General features: G+C 59.7%; 3 protein-coding genes. All 3 read right to left on the reverse strand.

Translation table 11 applies throughout. From position 1 onward, the window contains the following. On the reverse strand, positions 1–749 hold a 749-nt coding region (locus JQ629_RS36860), incomplete at its 3' end, for an Hpt domain-containing protein (protein WP_212416786.1). Between the two features lie 482 nt (positions 750–1,231). After that, on the reverse strand, positions 1,232–1,648 hold the full coding sequence (locus tag JQ629_RS36865) for a response regulator (protein WP_212416787.1): 417 nt from the start codon (positions 1,646–1,648) through the stop codon (positions 1,232–1,234). A 106-nt stretch (positions 1,649–1,754) separates the two neighbouring features. Then, entirely contained in the window at positions 1,755–2,249 is a 495-nt protein-coding gene (locus JQ629_RS36870; protein ID WP_212416788.1) for a response regulator, read from the reverse strand. Between the last annotated feature and the right edge of the window lie 256 nt (positions 2,250–2,505).

A 2,505-nucleotide genomic window follows, 5' to 3' on the forward strand; every position in this document is an offset into this window, starting at 1 on the left:
GAGACCATGGTCATCAGATGTTCCAGCGTGTCCACGTTGACGCGGATCGACTGGTTGGCGATCTTGTCGGCTTCCTGGACGTCGCCGACGTCGGAAGCCGCCGCCTTTTTGGGCTTGGCATCCTTCTTGGCGGCTTCTGGCGCGGGGGCAGCGGCCTTGGCTACCGGCGCGGGTACGACTTCGATCGCGGTCTCGCGGAAGGCGCGTTCGAGATCGTCGAGCGAGACTTCGCCCGGACGCAGAGGCCGCTCCAGAACCTGCTCCACCAATGTGCCGTGAGCCACTCCTTGCACCACTTTAGCCTCCTTGGGGGCAGCGGGTTGAACCGGGGGTGAAGTGATCATTGCGGCGGGTTGGGCCGGCGCCGCATGCGCGCCGCCCTCGGCCATTTCGTGCAGCTTCTCGATCAGGTCCTCATCGCTGCCTTCCGGCTCAGTCTCGGTTGCTTCAAGCCCTGCGAGGATTTCCTTGATGCGATCGATCGAGGACAGGATCAGCGTGACGGCGCCGGCGGTGACCGGCATGCCGTCGCGGAATTTGCCCATCAGGGTCTCGCCGGCATGGGCCAGCGCTTCCAGCCTCGGCAGGCCGAGGAAGCCGCAGGTGCCCTTGATCGTGTGTACCAGGCGAAAGATGTTATCCAGAATCTTCGCGTCGCTGGGATCCTGCTCGAACCGCACCAACTGATTGTCGACCGTATCCAGGCTCTCGTTGGTCTCTGTCAGGAATTCCCGCAAAAGATCATCCATCAGAGCGCGCCCTTCAACTATCGATGTAACGGTCGTCTGTTAGGCATAGCCTTTCTGATTTCACGACCACGTTAATTTCACTGTCCGTGCAAATACGGATAACCCAAATAAATTGTCGTAAAATGCTGCGCAGATAGCGCGATTGCACCGGCAAAACACCGTTGGCTGGCGCCTTGAAAATCCGCCGGCGGTTAGCCACGGAATCCGGCTGATGATTTCATGGACGAGGAGCCGCTTGGCCGGCGTAGACCGGGAAAGCCGCGGCATTATCATTTCTGGTAAACAAACTCCTACCAATGCTGCAGCTGGTTCGATCACGTCAGCAATGTCGGCTTTGCGTCCAAGCTGGGCCCTCTCGATCAGTTCTGCGATGGTTCTCGGATATGAGGCGAACCAGCATCCCCGACAGGGTCCAATCGACCCGGCAATGGCAGCGTGGACATCATCGCGATCGCGACCTGAAATTGCCGCATCCGAAAGCGCTATCTTGACCCGGCGGCGCCCGCATAGCGCGCTCGCGCTTCGGAGAGACATTCGTTAATCACCGTCAGCAATGCCGCCGGCGTAAACGGCTTGCGCAGACAGCGCGCCGCGCCGAGTTCGAGCGCCATGCGCAGAAAATCCGGCGCCGGCGATTCAAGATTCGCAAACGCATAGCCCGACATCGCGACCAGCGGAATCGCCGGCGCGCGCTCGTGGAATATCCGGATCGATTCGAACCCACGCATATGCGGCATGAAGATATCGACGATCATCAGGTCGAAGCTGGCGTCTTCGAGAGCGCGAAGCCCGGCTTCGCCGCCATTGGCTATCGTCACTTCGAAGCCGTGACGCTCCAGATAGATTTCAATGGCCGCGCAGACCATTGGATCGTCATCGACAACCAGTACCCGCGTCATTTCAGCCCCCGAAGCAAGATATCCGCTTTCAATCGCTCCTCAGTCGCAATGGGTGCCCGCCACCCTTTTCTGGTTCGACGCAAAGTTGTTACGTCTTGCTGGCAGCTCAGCCCGTAGCGATCCTCTCTTTCGAAATATCTGACGATACCGTTACGCCCCGCTGTTCCGACGGCGCGGTTGTGACGGCGGCAAGGGTTGCGGCGCATCTTCGGTGAGGCTCGGCTTCCGACAGACATTCGTCGATCACGCTGAGCAACGTCGCCGGCCGGAAGGGTTTGTGCAGGCACCTGGTCGCACCGAGGCTGAGAGCCATTTTTAGGCAAGCAACATTGTCCGTTTCCGGGCCGGAGAACGCGTAACCGGAAATGGCGATCAACGGCACTGTCGGAGCGCGCTGGTGAAATATCCTGATCGACTTGAAACCGCGCATGTTCGGCATGAAAATATCGACGATCATCAGGTCGAACGTTGCGTCGTCGAGCGCCGCGAGGCCGTTGGGCCCGCCGTCCGCGATCGCGACCCTGAAACCGCACTGCTTGAGCCAGGCGCGTATCGCAAGGCGGGTGTGAAGGTCGTCATCGACAACCAGAATGCGACGCATGACGGCCTCCTCCGCCGTATCGGACGCGTTGCAAGAGACACATAACGACGAGCCCCGCCCGACGGGACACGCCTGGCCAGGCCCCCCCAACAGCGCATCAAGGCATTCCCGCGCCAGTTTTGCCTTACGAATCAGCGCGCTATTCGCAATTCCGTCGCAAATTGGCGAGTCTGTCTGCCCTCTAGGTGGTGTGGACTCTAAGGATTCCCTTTTAGGCGCAAATCAGATTCAAGGCTTCTTTTTGGGAGGCAGTCTT

The sequence above is a fragment of the Bradyrhizobium sp. AUGA SZCCT0222 genome, assembly GCF_018130205.1.
Classification (GTDB): domain Bacteria; phylum Pseudomonadota; class Alphaproteobacteria; order Rhizobiales; family Xanthobacteraceae; genus Bradyrhizobium.

What these genes read in the sequence shown, in the direction of transcription:
- JQ629_RS36865 (WP_212416787.1), bottom strand. Translation starts at nt 1,648, where the DNA reads ATGACGCGGGTACTGGTTGTCGATGACGATCCAATGGTCTGCGCGGCC.
- JQ629_RS36870 (WP_212416788.1), bottom strand. Translation starts at nt 2,249, where the DNA reads ATGCGTCGCATTCTGGTTGTCGATGACGACCTTCACACCCGCCTTGCG.